The organism is Arthrobacter sp. SD1074B, assembly GCF_056780195.1.
Map to the genome: position 1 here is coordinate 1 of NZ_JBRAZT010000001.1, position 14,338 is coordinate 14,338.

Genomic DNA, 14,338 nt, shown 5'->3' on the forward strand with positions numbered 1-14,338 from the left:
ATGACGGTAGACGAAGCCAACCACGCGAACACCGTCGGAAGTTCCTGGCGGCGGGTGGTCAGCCTTCTGGAGAACGACCACCGGGTCACACCCCGGCAGCGCGGTTTCGTGATCCTCGCCCAGGCCCAGGGCCTCATCGGCTCCACCTTGCTGGTCGCCGTCCCCAACGAACTCACCCGAGAGGTGCTCCAGACGCAGGTCAAGGAGGCCCTCGACGACGCCCTGCGCGATGTCTTCTCCGACGAGATCCGCTGCGCGATTGACGTCGACACCGATCTGGTGCCGCTCCACGTCGAACCGGAACCCACTGCTGAACTTTCCCTGGCGGCCGATCCCTTGGTGGAACTGAAGCCGCAGCCGATGCTGCCGAGCACGTCCCATGAATTTGGCCGCCTCAACCCGAAATATGTCTTCGATACCTTCGTGATCGGTTCCTCCAACCGCTTTGCGCACGCGGCCGCCGTCGCCGTCGCCGAAGCTCCCGCCAAGGCCTACAACCCGCTGTTCATCTACGGCGACTCCGGACTGGGCAAGACCCACCTGCTGCACGCGATCGGGCACTACGCCCGCCGCCTCTACAGCGGCATCCGGGTCCGCTACGTGAATTCCGAGGAATTCACCAACGACTTCATCAACTCCATCCGCGACGATGAAGGGACCAGCTTCAAGACCACCTACCGCAACGTGGACGTCCTGCTGATCGATGACATCCAGTTCCTGGCCGGCAAGGACCGGACGCTGGAGGAGTTCTTCCACACCTTCAATGCGCTGCACAACAACAACAAGCAGGTCGTCATCACGTCCGACCAACCACCCAAGCTGCTCGCCGGTTTTGAGGACCGGATGAAGTCGCGCTTTGAGTGGGGCCTCCTGACTGACATCCAGCCGCCGGAACTGGAAACCCGCATTGCGATCCTCAGGAAGAAGGCGCTGAGCGAAGGTCTCTCGGCGCCCGACGATGCCCTCGAGTACATCGCTTCGAAGATATCCAGCAACATCCGCGAACTTGAGGGTGCGCTCATCCGGGTCACGGCGTTCGCGAGCCTGAACCGGCAGCCGGTGGATGTCGCGCTGGCCGAGATGGTGCTCAAGGACCTCATCACGGACGACGGCGCCCAGGAGATCACCTCGGCGCAGATCCTCACCCAGACTGCCGACTACTTCAAGCTCAGCATGGAAGAGCTCTGCAGCAAGTCCCGCACGCGGACCCTGGTCACGGCCCGGCAGATCGCAATGTACCTGTGCCGGGAGCTCACCGACATGTCGCTGCCCAAGATCGGCCAGGAGCTCGGCGGCAGGGACCACACCACCGTGATCCACGCCGACCGCAAGATCCGCGAACTGATGGCGGAGCGCCGCGTGATCTACAACCAGGTGACCGAGCTGACCAACCGGATCAAGCAGCAGCAGCGCAATTCCTGAGCTCCCGCGCCGCGCACCCTTACCTTATTAACAGGGGGCTGTGGACAACCCTGTGGATAGTTAAGGGGACAACTGCGGTTAATGGGCTTAAAACCCTTAAGGCGCCTGTGGATCAGCGAAACGGCCAAAAATGTTGTCCCCATCCACACCCTGTTTAAAACCTGCTCCGCCCACAGTCCATGAACAGGGCTTAACCCCGGAACCGCACGGCCAGATCGAGTTATCCACAGTTTCCACAGCAGTTATTAACACTACTAATCCCAAGAAAATGAAATTCCCTCAAACAACAGTTTCTTTCCGACCTCCCACCAACTGCCCCGGACCCTCCTGAAGCGAGGCAGCGGGCCCCGGTCCGGAACCACACAGGTGTAACCCGGGGATGGGAGAACTCGGATCTTGGGGCTAAGCTGTCTGCAGTGCATCCGTCCCGGACGTGTCTTGTGATTCCGGCCCCGGAGACGGGGACGGTGGCCAGGACACCGGGATGCATGCACTTAACTTTTTTTGGCGGAACCGGCAGTGCGTCCGGCAACGCCATGGCCCTGTGAGTTTTAGCTTTTGTCAGCAGCAATGAAAGGCGGCACCCTTCCGTGAAGTTCAGAGTCGAACGGGACGTCCTGGCCGAAGCCGTGACCTGGACCGCCCGGTCGTTGTCTCCGCGGCCGCCTGTTCCAGTACTTTCCGGCCTGCTCCTCAAGGCGGAAGCCGGCACCGTCAGCCTCTCGAGCTTTGACTATGAGACCTCGGCCCGCCTGGAAATTCCTGCAGACATCACCACCGAAGGCACTATCCTGGTGTCCGGCCGCCTGCTCGCCGACATTTGCCGCAGCCTGCCCTCGGCCCCGGTCGAAATCGAAACCGACGGCAACAAGGTGACCCTGACCTGCCGCCGAAGCAGCTTCCATCTCGCCACCATGCCTGAAGCCGAGTACCCGCCGCTGCCCGCCTTACCCCCGATCAGCGGCACCGTACCGGGTGACTCGTTCGCCCAGGCCGTTTCCCAGGTGATCATCGCGGCCAGCAAGGACGACACCCTGCCCATCCTTACGGGTGTCCGGATGGAGATCGAGGACGATCTCATCACCCTGTTGGCCACCGACCGTTACCGCCTCGCGATGCGCGAAGTTCCGTGGAAGCCCGCAACTCCGGGGATCTCCACGAGCGCGCTGGTGAAGGCCAAAACGCTCAACGAGGTCGCCAAGACCCTCGGCGGCAGCGGCGACATCAACCTCGCCCTCGCCGACGACGACAGCCGGCTGATCGGTTTCGAAAGCGGCGGCCGGACCACGACGTCGCTGCTGGTCGACGGTGACTACCCAAAGATCCGCTCGCTGTTCCCCGATTCCACGCCGATCCACGCCACCGTGCAGACCCAGGAACTGGTCGAAGCCGTCCGCCGCGTCTCGCTCGTGGCTGAGCGCAACACTCCCGTGCGGCTTGCCTTCACCCAGGGCCAGCTGCACCTGGACGCCGGAACCGGTGAAGACGCCCAGGCTTCGGAAGAGCTCGAAGCCCAGCTGACCGGCGAAGACATCACCGTGGCCTTCAACCCGCACTACCTCATCGAAGGCCTGAGCGTCATCGAAACGAAGTTCGTGCGGTTCTCCTTCACCACGGCGCCGAAGCCGGCAATGATCACCGCCCAGCAGGACGCCGACGGCGAAGACCAGGACGATTACCGTTACCTGGTCATGCCCGTCCGTCTGCCCAACTAGCTGGCAGACGATGTCGTTTTGAGCCCTCAAAACGACACCTAATGCGAGTTAGGTGGGTTGCGCCGCCGCCCAACCCGAACCACCAGCGCAGAAAAGAGTTCATCTAAGTGCACATCGGACTAATCGGCCTTGGAAAAATGGGTTTCAACATGCGCGAACGGCTGCGCAACGGCGGAATCCAGGTCACCGGATTCGACCGCAACCCGGAGACCACCGACGTCGCCACCGTCGACGAGCTGATCGCCGCCCTGCCCGCGCCCCGCCTGATCTGGGTCATGGTTCCGGCCGGTGAAATCACGGATTCCGTCATCACCGACCTTGGCAACAAGCTCGACGCCGGCGACCTGGTGATCGACGGCGGTAACTCCCGCTTCACCGAGGACCAAAAGCACGCGGCCGCGCTGGCCGAAAAAGGCGTCCGTTTCCTCGACTGCGGCGTCTCCGGGGGCGTCTGGGGCCTCCAGAACGGCTACGGACTGATGGCCGGCGGCGACTCCGCCGACATCGAACGCGCCCTCCCCGTCTTCGACGCGCTCCGGCCGGAAGGCGATCGCGCGGACAGCTTCGTGCACGTCGGGGGTGTGGGTGCCGGACACTACGCCAAGATGGTGCACAACGGGATTGAATACGGCCTGATGCAGGCCTATGCGGAAGGCTACGAACTCCTCGCCGCGAAGGACATCGTGACCGACCTGCCCGGCACCTTCCGGGCCTGGCAGAAAGGCACTGTTGTCCGCTCCTGGCTGCTGGACCTAATGGTCAAGGCCCTGGACGAGGACCCGGGGCTAGCGTCCATTGACGATTACGTCGAGGACTCCGGCGAGGGACGCTGGACCGTGGAGGAAGCGATCGCCAACGCCGTCCCGGCCCCGGCCATCACCGCAGCGCTGTTCGCACGGTTCTCCTCCCGCGAGGACAGCTCTCCGGCCATGAAAATGGTGTCGGCTTTGCGCAACCAGTTCGGCGGACACGCCACCCGGCCGGCCAAGTAGCCCTTGGAATCCTGAAACCGGCGTGTACCTAGAACAACTTTCGCTGACAGATTTCCGCAGTTACGCCCAGGTGGAACTCAGCCTGGAACCCGGCGTCACCGTATTGGTGGGCTCCAACGGCATCGGCAAGACCAACCTGATGGAAGCGATAGGCTATTTGGCCACGCTCAGCTCGCACCGGGTCAGTACCGACGCACCCCTGCTGCGCTTCGGCGCCGAGCGGGCGATGATCCGGGCCAGGCTGGTCCGCGCCGGCCAGCCCACCGTGCTGGAGCTTGAAATCAACGGAGGCCGGGCCAACCGTGCCCGCATCAACCGCAGCAACCCGGTCCGGGCCAGGGACATCCTGGGTATCTGCCAAACGGTGCTCTTTGCCCCCGAAGACCTCGCCCTGGTCAAGGGCGATCCCTCCAACCGGCGACGGTTCCTCGATGAGCTGCTGGTCAGCCTTGTTCCGAGGCACGCGGCAACCCGCAGCGACTACGACCGGGTGCTCAAACAACGCAACGCCCTGCTGAAATCCGGCCGCGCCGGCAAATTCACCGCAGGCCATGAGGCAACCCTGGACGTCTGGGACCAGCACATGGCCCGGGCCGGGGCGGAGCTGCTGCACGCCCGGCTTGAATTGGTGGAATTGCTCCAGCCGCACCTCAAAAACGCCTACGCGCAGCTCACCGATGGAACCAAAGCCGCCGGCGCAGTCTACCGGTCCACACTGCAGGGCATGTTTGACGACGACGGCGAGGCCCCCGGCGGCGGATCAACCGGTGGACCGGCGGGCGGCGCCGCAGCCGGCGTGCCGGTCGCCGGGGCCGAGGACCTCCGGCAGCTGAGCGTCGAGGACCTGACCGAACGTTATGTCCAGGCTTTCGCGGCCTCCCGCCGCAAGGAGCTGGAGCGCGGTATCTCCCTGGTGGGTCCGCACCGCGACGAACTTGAACTGGTCCTGGGGCAGGCCCCGGCCAAGGGGTATGCCTCCCACGGGGAGACCTGGTCCATGTGCCTGTCCCTGCGTCTGGCCTCCTACTACGTGATGCTGGACGATGCCCGTACCGGCGGGTCAGCGCCGATCCTGATCCTGGACGACGTGTTTGCCGAGCTTGACGTCCAGCGGCGGCGTAAACTGGCAGCCATAGTATCCGGCGCGGAGCAGGTCCTGGTGACCGCCGCCGTCGAGGACGACATTCCGGCGGAACTTGCCGGACGGCGGGTGAAGGTCATTCCGGGAGGAATCGATGAGCCGGACCAGCGATGAATAAAGATACCGACGGCGGCCTGCAGCCGGGCCGCGACCCGGACGACATCGACGCCGCCCAGTCGGCGCTGAACCGGATGCGGGACGCCGCGGCGGCCCGCGGGGAAATCCGCCGGAAGGCCCCGCCGCGTCCCGGCAGCACGCAAAAACCGGCCCGCAGCTCCGGCACCCGCGGATTCAGCCAGTTCCACGGCACCGGACGCGATCCGCTGGGCCTGGGCAAAGTGGTGGGCCGGCTCGTTGCCGAACGCGGTTGGAGCTCGCCCGTGGCGGTCGGATCCGTGATGGCGCAATGGCCGACGCTGGTGGGCCCGGAAATTTCCGCCCACTGCACCCCGGAGAGTTTTACGGACACAACCCTGCATGTCCGCTGCGATTCAACCGCCTGGGCAACCCAGCTGCGCCTGCTGAGCCTGAGCCTGCTGGAGAAATTCCGGGTCGAACTGGGCGACGGTGTCGTGACCAGCATCCAGGTCCTCGGGCCCTCGGCGCCCAGCTGGCGCAAGGGTGCCCGGACGGTTAATGGGCGCGGCCCCCGCGATACGTACGGGTAGCCCGCGGGCGTGTCCGGTCCGCGGGATATGAAGCACTTCTTCCAAAACTATTGAAAAATGCGCAAACGCCGTGTAGGGCGCTTGAACGCCCCCGATGCGTATAGGAACCCAGCGGGAGTACCCCTGGGCGCGTGCAGGGGGAGCCAATGGCCTCTCAATGGCACTTTGCCCGCCGTTAGGGCCTCCGGAATGCGGGATTCCGCCCTATAGCACGATAGAATCGTGGTAGATAACTGGGCGCCGGTGAAACGTCGACTGAGTCTGTTTCCGACGCGATTTTTGCGTGCGGAAACCGGAGTACTCGACGGATGCAGCGGGCGCCCCGTGACGTGCCTGTTGGCGGAAACCGTTCCTCTTCGGAAGCGGTGACGGCCGGCCTTCAACGAACATAGAGGAGTCGAAAGCGCCTGTGGCTAACGACAATACAGATTTCCCGGCAGCGGACCCAACGGACGGAGCTTCGGCGGACACCCCCGCGGAGGCAGTGGCACCCCGCGAGTACGGTGCCAGCGACATCACCGTGCTTGAGGGCCTGGAGGCTGTTCGCAAACGCCCGGGCATGTACATCGGCTCCACCGGTCCACGCGGCCTGCACCACCTGGTCTACGAAGTGGTGGACAACTCGGTCGATGAGGCGCTGGCCGGGTACTGCACACACATCGAAATCGTGTTGACGGCCGACGGCGGCGTCCGGGTGGTCGACAACGGCCGCGGAATCCCCGTCGACATGCACCCCACCGAGCACAAACCGACGGTCGAGGTCGTGATGACGATCCTGCACGCGGGCGGAAAGTTCGGCGGCGGCGGGTATGCGGTGTCCGGCGGCCTGCACGGCGTCGGTATTTCCGTGGTCAACGCGCTCTCCAGCCGCGTTGACACCGAAGTCCGCCGGCAGGGCCATGTCTGGCGGATGTCCTTCGCCGACGGCGGCAAGCCTCAGGGCGGCCTGGTCAAGGGCGAAGAAACGTCGGAGACCGGAACCACGCAGACGTTCTACCCGGACGCCACGATCTTCGAGTCCACCGAATTCGATTTCGAGACGCTGCGCGCCCGCTTCCAGCAGATGGCCTTCCTGAACAAGGGACTGCGCATCACCCTGACCGACGAGCGCCATGCGGCAGCGGAACCGTCCGAGGACGGCGACCTGGACCTCGACGTCGTCGAGACCGAGGGCGAAGTTCCTGCGGAATTCCACACGGTGGTCTACCAGTACGACGACGGTCTGCTGGATTACGTGAAGCACCTGAACTCGGGCAAGAAGGTCGACGTCGTCCACGAGGACGTCATCGCCTTCGAAACCGAGGACAAAGATCGTCACATCGCCCTGGAAATGGCCATGCAGTGGACCAACGCGTACTCCGAAAGCGTCCACACCTACGCCAACACCATCAACACCCACGAAGGCGGAACCCACGAAGAGGGTTTCCGGGCCGCGATGACCTCGCTGATCAACCGCTACGCGCGGGAGAAGAGCATCATCAAGGAAAAGGACGACAACCTCACCGGCGACGACATCCGTGAAGGCCTCACAGCGGTCATCTCGGTCAAGCTTTCCGAGCCGCAGTTCGAAGGCCAGACCAAGACCAAGCTCGGCAACTCCGAGGTCAAGGGCTTCGTTCAGCGTGTCGTGACCGACGGCCTCGGTGACTGGCTGGAGCGCAACCCCGGTCCGGCCCGCGATGTGATCCGCAAGGCCATCTCTGCCGCCCAGGCCCGGATGGCCGCCCGCAAGGCCCGCGACAACGCGCGTCGGAAGAGCCCGCTGGAATCCTTCGGCATGCCCGGCAAGCTGTCCGACTGCTCCTCCAAGGATCCGCAGAAGTGCGAGGTCTACATCGTGGAGGGTGACTCGGCCGGCGGTTCGGCCAAGCGCGGACGCAACCCCGAGACCCAGGCCATCCTGCCGCTGCGCGGCAAGATCCTGAACGTCGAGCGGGCCCGGCTGGACAAGGCACTAGGCAACGCCGAGGTCCAGTCCATGATCACCGCGTTCGGCACCGGCATTGGCGAAGACTTCGACCTCGCCAAACTCCGGTACCACAAGATCGTCCTGATGGCCGATGCCGACGTCGACGGCCAGCACATCACCACGCTGCTGATGACCCTGCTGTTCCGCTACATGCGCCCGCTGATCGAGAACGGCTACGTTTACCTCGCGCAGCCGCCGCTGTACCGGATCAAGTGGTCCAACGCCCCGCACGATTACGTGTACAGCGACCGGGAGCGAGATGCGAAGCTGGTCTCCGGCCAGGCTGCGGGCCGCCGTATCCCCAAGGACAACGGCATCCAGCGCTACAAAGGCCTGGGCGAAATGGACTACACGGAACTCTGGGACACCACCATGGACCCGGACCACCGCACCCTCCTGCAGGTCACCATGGACGACGCCCTGGCAGCGGACCAGACCTTCTCCGTCCTGATGGGCGAGGACGTTGAATCCCGCCGAAACTTCATTCAGCAGAACGCCAAGGACGTTCGGTTCCTCGATATCTAGCGGTTAAGCCACTTGATATTCCAGAACCGATATATACCTGAAACGGAAAATATAGACTATGAGTGACGAAACACCCGAGGTCCCCGCCGAATCCGGCCCGGAACCCGTGCTCGAAGGCACCGTTCTTGACACCGATGTGCTGACCGACCGGGTCGAACAGGTCGACCTGCAGACCGAAATGCAGCGCTCCTACCTCGACTACGCCATGGCAGTGATCGTGGGTCGCGCACTCCCGGACGTCCGCGACGGCCTCAAGCCCGTCCACCGCCGCGTGCTGTACGCAATGTTCGACGGCGGCTACCGCCCGGACCGTTCGTTCAACAAATGCGCCCGCGTGGTGGGCGAGGTCATGGGCCAGTACCACCCGCACGGCGACACCGCGATTTACGATGCCCTGGTCCGCTTGATCCAGGACTGGACCATGCGCTACCCGCTGGCCCTCGGCCAGGGCAACTTCGGTTCCCCCGGCAATGACGGCGCCGCAGCACCGCGATACACCGAAACCAAGATGGCCCCCCTGGCCATGGAGATGGTCCGGGACATCGACGAGGAAACCGTCGATTTCCAGGACAACTACGACGGCAAGAACCAGGAACCCACCATCCTGCCGGCGCGATTCCCGAACCTCCTGGTGAACGGTTCCTCCGGCATCGCCGTCGGCATGGCCACCAACATCCCGCCGCACAACCTCCGTGAGGTTGCCGACGGCGTTCAGTGGTACCTGGCCAACCCGACCGCCAGCCGCGAAGAACTGCTCGAAGAACTGATCCAGCGCATCAAGGGACCGGACTTCCCGACCGGTGCCACGATCCTGGGCCACAAGGGCATCGAGGACGCCTACCGCACAGGCCGCGGCTCCATCACCATGCGCGCCGTGGTCAACGTCGAGGAACTCCAGGGCCGCACGTGCCTCGTGGTCACCGAGCTGCCGTACCAAGCCAACCCGGACAACCTGGCCATCAAGATCGCCGAACTCGTCAAGGACGGCAAGATCTCCGGTATCGCCGACCTCCGTGACGAGACCTCGGGCCGCACCGGCCAGCGCCTGGTGATCGTGCTCAAGCGCGACGCCGTGGCCAAGGTGGTGCTGAACAACCTCTACAAGCACACCCAGCTGCAGGACAACTTCGCCGCCAACATGCTCGCGATCGTCGACGGCGTGCCGCGCACGCTCAGCCTCGACGCCTTCATCCGGCACTGGGTCACGCACCAGATGGACGTCATTGCCCGCCGCACCCGGTACCGGCTGCGGAAGGCCGAGGAGGAAGCGCACATCCTGCGGGCCCTTCTGAAGGCGCTGGATGCGCTCGATGAGGTCATTGCCCTGATCCGCGCATCCACCACCACCCAAGCCGCGCGCGACGGGCTGATGGAACTGCTCGACATCGACGAAATCCAGGCCACGGCCATCCTGGACATGCAGTTGCGCCGGCTCGCCGCCCTGGAACGCCAGAAAATCCAGGACAAGCATGCCGAACTCGAAGCGATGATTACCGAATACAACGCGATCCTGGCCTCCGAGGAGCGCCAGCGCGAGATCATCAGCACCGAACTCGCCGAAATTGTCGCCAAACACGGCGATGACCGCAAGACCAAGGTCCTGATGGGCTTCGACGGCGACATGTCGATGGAGGACTTGATCCCCGAAGAGGAAATGGTCGTCACCATCACCCGGGGGGGCTACGTCAAGCGCACCCGCAGCGACAACTACCGTTCCCAGCAGCGCGGCGGCAAGGGCATCAAGGGTGCCCAGCTCCGCGGGGACGACGTCGTCGAACACTTCTTCGTTACCACCACGCACCATTGGCTGCTGTTCTTCACCAACCTGGGCCGGGTCTACCGCGCCAAGGCGTACGAACTGGTGGAAGCAGCACGCGATGCCAAGGGCCAGCACGTGGCGAACCTGCTGGCATTCCAGCCGGACGAGCACATCGCCCAGGTGCTGGACCTGCGCGACTACCAGCACGCCCCGTACCTGGTGCTCGCCACCAAGCGCGGCCTGGTCAAAAAGACGCGGCTCGAGGACTACGACACCAACCGCTCCGCGGGCGTCATCGCCATCAACCTGCGCGACGGCGATGAGCTTGTCTCGGCCCAGCTCGTGTCCGAGACCGATGACCTCATGCTGGTCTCCCGCAAGGGTCAGTCGATCCGTTTCACGGCCACGGATGAGGCCCTGCGCCCGATGGGCCGGGCCACGTCGGGCGTGACCGGTATGAAGTTCCGCGAGGACGACGAGCTGCTGGCGGCCGACGTCGTGCAGGACGGATCGTTCGTCTTCATTGTCACCGAGGGCGGATTCGCCAAGCGGACCGCGGTGGAGGAATACCGTCTCCAGGGCCGCGGCGGCCTTGGCATTAAGGTTGGCAAGTACCAGGAAGAACGCGGCCACCTCGCCGGCGCCCTCATCGTCAACGAGGAAGACGAAGTGCTGGTGGTCATGGAAGGCGGCAAGGTGGTGCGCTCCTCGGTGACCGGGGTCCCCGCCAAGGGCCGCGACACCATGGGCGTGATCTTCGCCAAGCCGGACAAGAACGACCGCATCATCGCGGTGGCCCGGAACAGCGAACGCGGCCTGGAAACCGACGAAACAGCCCCCGAAGAAGGTGCTGAAAGTCCGGCTGGCGAGCAGGATGACGTAACGTTGGCTGGAGAAACCGGATCACACGATGGGTCCGCAGAGACAGAATCAGTACCGGCCCCGGAGTCAGATGAGTCATCAGGCAGTGCCGAGCTGGACGAAGACAACACCGGAGGTAACGCGTGAGTAATTCCGACTCATATCCCAAGTCGAGCAGCGGTCCCGGCGGGATGCGGCAGCCGGCCGCTGCCCCGCGGGTGAACGCACCGTCCCGGCCGCAGCAGCGCCCGGGTGTCGCCGGTGCGGGCCAGCGCCCAGCCGGTGCGGGCCAGCGCCCAGCCGGTGCGGGCCAACGCCCGGAGGCTCCGGGCCAGCGCCCGGCACAGGGTGCGCCTGGCCTGGTCAAGCCGGCGCCGAAGGCGAAGGTCCGCCGTGCACGCCTGCTGATCAGCAAGGTCGATCCCTGGTCCGTGCTCAAGATGGCTTTCCTGCTCTCGGTGGCGCTCGGCATCGTGACCGTCGTCGCGGCGATCGTGCTGTGGACCGTCCTGGACCTGACCGGCATCTTCGACCAGGTCGACGGCCTCCTCGGTACCCTGGCCGGCTCCGAGAGCGGCGGCTTCGAGCTTAAGAAGGTCGCCTCGCTCGGCCAGGTAGCCTCCTTCGCGGTGATCATCGCTGTGATCAACGTGGTGCTGCTGACCGCTCTCTCGATGCTCTCCGCGGTGCTTTACAACATCGCGGCGACCCTCGTGGGCGGCATCGGCGTCACCCTCACGGACGACTAAAACCCGTAGTTTTCCCGGATATCCTCCGGGGAATTGCCTCGATTTGAGATCGGGCCGGGGTGTGCTGTAAAGTCATATCTCGGCCCGATGAGGCATCGGGGCGTATAGCTCAGGCGGTTAGAGCGCTTCGCTGATAACGAAGAGGTCCCAGGTTCAAGTCCTGGTACGCCCACGGAACCTGTACTGGTTCTGGTAAAGGTCCACGTGAAACTGGACCGGAACGGGGTGCATGTGAAGAAGTTGCTGGTTGTTGCAGCCACGATCGCAAGCGTCCTGGTCTACAGGAAAGTGCAGGAATCCGAGGCCCGGAAGGCAGTCTGGAGCGAGTCGACCGACACGGTTGATTAGCCCGGTACCCCGGCAGGACAGCTGGAAACGGCTCTCCGCCAGCGGGGTATGATTGACGGGTTGCTTCTTATGGGGGCATGGCGCAATTGGTAGCGCACCTGCTTTGCAAGCAGGGGGTTCGGGGTTCGAGTCCCCGTGCCTCCACCATAGGAAAAGGTCCCGGTCAGCGGAAACGCTGGCCGGGATCTTTTGCGTTTGGCCCCGCAATCCGCCACGGAGCCGCCGGGAAGGGGAGGCCCGCGCCGGCACACTATTGTTGGAGCGTGAACTTCTTCCTCGCCGCCCTCGGCGTGCTGGGTGTCGCGTCCTCCGGCCCCTTGATCGCCGCCACCCTGGGCGCCACGTCGGTCAGTGCCCTCGCCATCGCGTTCTGGCGCAACGCGATCGGAGCGGCCGTGATGGCCGGGCCCGTGCTGGTGCGTCAGCCCCGCCAGTTCGGCCGCGTCACCGGCAGCGAACTCCGCTGGTCCCTGGCCGCGGCGGTCGCGCTGGCACTGCATTTCGCCTGCTTCATCACGTCCCTGCAGTTGACCTCGGTGGCGGCCGCGACTGCGCTGGTCTGCCTGCAGTCCGGCTGGATCGCCGTTTTCCAGCTCTTCCGCGGGGTCCGGCACCGCTGGCAGGTCCTGGCGGGGCTGGGACTCGCCTTTGGCGGCGTCGTGGCCATCACCGGCTTTGACATGGGCAGCTCGCCGCAGGCGCTGGTCGGGGATCTACTGGCGGTTGCCGGGGGCGTGCTGGCGGGCATCTATACGCTGGCCGGCGGCAGGGCCCGCCAGACCATGGGGACCGGCGTGTACACCACGCTCTGCTACGGCATGTGCGCCGCCGTTGTGGCGGTCCTGGCGCTGGCCACGCGGCAGCCGCTGGCGGGCTTCGAAGCGACCGGCTGGTTGGGCATCCTGGCTATCACCGTCTGCGCGCAATTGGTGGGGCACACCGCGTTCAACCACCTGCTCGCCACAATGAGTCCGCTGCTTGTTTCGATGATCATCCTGCTGGAAATCCCCGGGGCCGCACTGCTGGCGGCGGCCTTCCTGGGCGAGACCCTGCCGGCGGGAACCTACGCCGGGCTGGGGATGATCCTGTTGGGCCTGGCCGTCGTCGTGACGGGGCAGCGGCGCTCCCGCGCCGTACGGCGCAGTGCCGCGCGTCTTGTGGAGCTGGGAACGGACTGACGACGGCGTCGGCCGCTGCCGGCCTACTGGCCGCCGCGGCGTGCCGGCTGGGCCGTGTTAACGGTATGAATGGCCCGTAGCAGCTTCGCCGGGAAGTACACGGAGAAGAAGACCACCATGGGGGCCTTCAATGCCATTTTCTTCACGTTGTGCGCCTTGTAGGTGCGGTCGAAGCGCGTGACGTAATAGCGGTAATCGCGGGGCGAATCCTCCAGCCGGCGTGCTGACATCCCGGACACCATCTGGGGCCAGTACTGGATCCGAAGCTCATGGTCTGCCAGGTGCAGGGACAGGTCAATGTCCTCATGCATCTCGTCCTTCTCATCCCGGCAGGTCTCCAGCCGGATGGCCTCCCACGCAGAACGCCGCAGGGCCATGTTGGAGCCAAAGAGGAAGTGGTACTGGTGCTTCGCCAGCTTGAGCATCAGCTGGCGCATTTTGTCGTCCGCCTTAAGGCCGAAGCGGCGCATCGGCATGTCGTAATACACCACCGGACCGGTGGCGGCGTGCACGGATTCATCCCCGAAGGCCGCCTGCACCTGCTCCACCCAGTCCGGTTCCAGCACCGAGTCCGCGTCAATCCGGCCCAGAACATCGCCGGTGGCATGGTCCAGGCCGAAGTTCCGGGTCGGGATGAGGCCCTGGTCCCGGTCCTGGCTGAGCAGGATGATCGGGCTCTCCGGGTATTCCAACTGCATCTGCCGGACGATCTCCGCGGTGCGGTCCTTGGACATGTTGTCGACCACGATGATTTCGTGGGCCGGGACCGACTGGTAGACGGCGGCGATCAGGCACTGCCGAATGACGCTTTCCTCGTTGTACGCCGGAATAACGATGGAGACTGCCGGGAACGGCGCAGCATCATGTGGGGCATCCACTGAGGGCTCTTGGCGTGACATCACCCCAAATTTAGCACCTGCGCGGTTCCCGGGGCCTGTCGACGGGCACTGGGGACAAGCCAATGGCAAAGCAAAAGAAGGGACCCCGCCAATGCGGAATCCCTTCTTGAGC

Annotated in this window: 11 protein-coding genes and 2 tRNA genes; 12 read left to right on the forward strand and 1 reads right to left on the reverse strand. The window is 64.6% G+C overall.

Annotated features, from left to right (window positions below; translation table 11 throughout):
• The 12 genes from dnaA to ACUYM2_RS00060 form a co-directional block, all read left to right on the forward strand.
• On the forward strand, positions 1-1,422 hold a 1,422-nt coding region (dnaA, locus tag ACUYM2_RS00005), incomplete at its 5' end, for a chromosomal replication initiator protein DnaA (RefSeq protein ID WP_481598191.1).
• A gap of 590 nt (positions 1,423-2,012) precedes the next feature.
• Positions 2,013-3,137, forward strand: a complete 1,125-nt coding sequence (gene dnaN, locus ACUYM2_RS00010; protein WP_175323034.1) for a DNA polymerase III subunit beta — start codon at positions 2,013-2,015, stop codon at positions 3,135-3,137.
• Positions 3,138-3,244: 107 nt separating this feature from the next.
• Positions 3,245-4,129 (forward strand): phosphogluconate dehydrogenase (NAD(+)-dependent, decarboxylating), encoded by an 885-nt coding sequence (gnd, locus tag ACUYM2_RS00015; protein WP_481598192.1) that lies wholly within the window; start codon positions 3,245-3,247, stop codon positions 4,127-4,129.
• A gap of 22 nt (positions 4,130-4,151) precedes the next feature.
• Positions 4,152-5,384, forward strand: a complete 1,233-nt coding sequence (gene recF, locus ACUYM2_RS00020; RefSeq protein WP_481598193.1) for a DNA replication/repair protein RecF — start codon at positions 4,152-4,154, stop codon at positions 5,382-5,384.
• Positions 5,381-5,938 carry a DciA family protein gene (locus ACUYM2_RS00025; protein ID WP_481598194.1) on the forward strand — a complete coding sequence of 186 codons (558 nt, stop codon included), beginning with the start codon at positions 5,381-5,383 and terminating at the stop codon, positions 5,936-5,938. Before recF ends, ACUYM2_RS00025 begins: the two co-directional genes overlap by 4 nt.
• Positions 5,939-6,347: 409 nt before the next feature.
• The gene (gyrB, locus tag ACUYM2_RS00030) at positions 6,348-8,432 is read left to right on the forward strand and encodes a DNA topoisomerase (ATP-hydrolyzing) subunit B (protein WP_481598195.1); all 2,085 of its coding nucleotides are present in this window, start codon (positions 6,348-6,350) and stop codon (positions 8,430-8,432) included.
• 58 nt (positions 8,433-8,490) lie between these two features.
• Entirely contained in the window at positions 8,491-11,199 is a 2,709-nt protein-coding gene (gene gyrA, locus ACUYM2_RS00035) for a DNA gyrase subunit A (RefSeq protein WP_481598196.1), read from the forward strand.
• Positions 11,196-11,801: a DUF3566 domain-containing protein gene (locus tag ACUYM2_RS00040; RefSeq protein ID WP_481598197.1), complete on the forward strand. Its 606-nt coding sequence runs from the start codon at positions 11,196-11,198 to the stop codon at positions 11,799-11,801. Before gyrA ends, ACUYM2_RS00040 begins: the two co-directional genes overlap by 4 nt.
• A gap of 98 nt (positions 11,802-11,899) precedes the next feature.
• Positions 11,900-11,973, forward strand: a tRNA-Ile gene (locus ACUYM2_RS00045).
• 59 nt (positions 11,974-12,032) lie between these two features.
• On the forward strand, positions 12,033-12,149 hold the full coding sequence (locus ACUYM2_RS00050; RefSeq protein ID WP_346958923.1) for a DLW-39 family protein: 117 nt from the start codon (positions 12,033-12,035) through the stop codon (positions 12,147-12,149).
• A gap of 71 nt (positions 12,150-12,220) precedes the next feature.
• Positions 12,221-12,296: transfer RNA gene (locus ACUYM2_RS00055), tRNA-Ala, on the forward strand.
• Positions 12,297-12,412: 116 nt separating this feature from the next.
• Positions 12,413-13,327, forward strand: coding sequence for a DMT family transporter (locus ACUYM2_RS00060; RefSeq protein WP_481598198.1), 915 nt, complete (start codon positions 12,413-12,415; stop codon positions 13,325-13,327).
• Between the two features lie 23 nt (positions 13,328-13,350).
• Here the strand turns inward: ACUYM2_RS00060 and ACUYM2_RS00065 are convergent, their stop codons facing one another.
• The gene (locus ACUYM2_RS00065; protein WP_481598199.1) at positions 13,351-14,205 is read right to left on the reverse strand and encodes a glycosyltransferase family 2 protein; all 855 of its coding nucleotides are present in this window, start codon (positions 14,203-14,205) and stop codon (positions 13,351-13,353) included.
• Between the last annotated feature and the right edge of the window lie 133 nt (positions 14,206-14,338).